Source organism: Psychrobacter cibarius (assembly GCF_016107535.1).
In the GTDB taxonomy this organism is placed as follows: domain Bacteria; phylum Pseudomonadota; class Gammaproteobacteria; order Pseudomonadales; family Moraxellaceae; genus Psychrobacter; species Psychrobacter cibarius.
Genome location: NZ_JABASQ010000067.1, coordinates 1 through 834, shown reverse-complemented (window position 1 = coordinate 834; position 834 = coordinate 1). Strand labels below are relative to the sequence as shown.

Below are 834 nucleotides of genomic sequence, written 5' to 3'. Positions count from 1 at the left end.
ATTAGGGCGTGTTGAACATTGGGAATAAAACGATGGCAAAAAAATAGCAAACGGTTAGTCTTTAAGTTCTCACACAAAAAAGACCTCGTTTGCTATGCCTCGTACAATGCTCAAAGATCAACACTGGACAAGACTAAGACCTATATTACTAGAACTTAATATCTATGACAAAGGGAATCTTAGACAAACAGTCGAAGGCGTATTATATCGTATGCGTGTTGGCTGTCCTTGGCGTGATCTGCCACCTTACTTTGGTAAGCCTAATACCGTCTACAAGGCTTATCAGCGCTGGTTTCGTAGCAATAAACTGATTGCACTGTTCGCTTTATTAATTAAAGACTCAGACTGTGAATGGGTATTTATCGATGGCACACACATTAAAGCGCATCAGCACAGTAATGGTAGCAATGAGGTGGAACAAGCCATTAGTAAAAGTGTGGCAGGACGCGCCACCAAGATTCATTTAGCGGTTGATGCTCACGGTAACCCTATTACTTTTATCTTATCAGATGGCACGACTCACGATGTAAAGGTAGCACCAGATTTAGTGGATAAGATTAATTTAAGTGGTACAGACATGCTATGTGCCGATAAGGGCTATGATTCTGATCCGCTGCGAGACCATATTGAACAAGCGGGTTGCTTCAATAATATTCCTAGAAAACAGAATACTAAGTTCACCAATAACCATATGGACTGGCACTTGTACAAGGCTCGGCACTTAGTAGAAAATGCTTTTGCTAAGTTAAAAAACTACAGGGCGGTTGCAACTAGATTTGATAAGCTCAAACAAAGTTATGAGAACACAGTGGCTCTCGCTTGTGCCTATATCTG

General features: G+C 41.0%; 1 protein-coding gene. It reads left to right on the top strand.

The window, feature by feature from the left end:
- Nucleotides 1-94: 94 nt before the first annotated feature.
- Nucleotides 95-834 (top strand): IS5 family transposase (locus JFC08_RS13625; protein ID WP_198331110.1); only part of this gene is annotated, 740 nt, incomplete at its 3' end.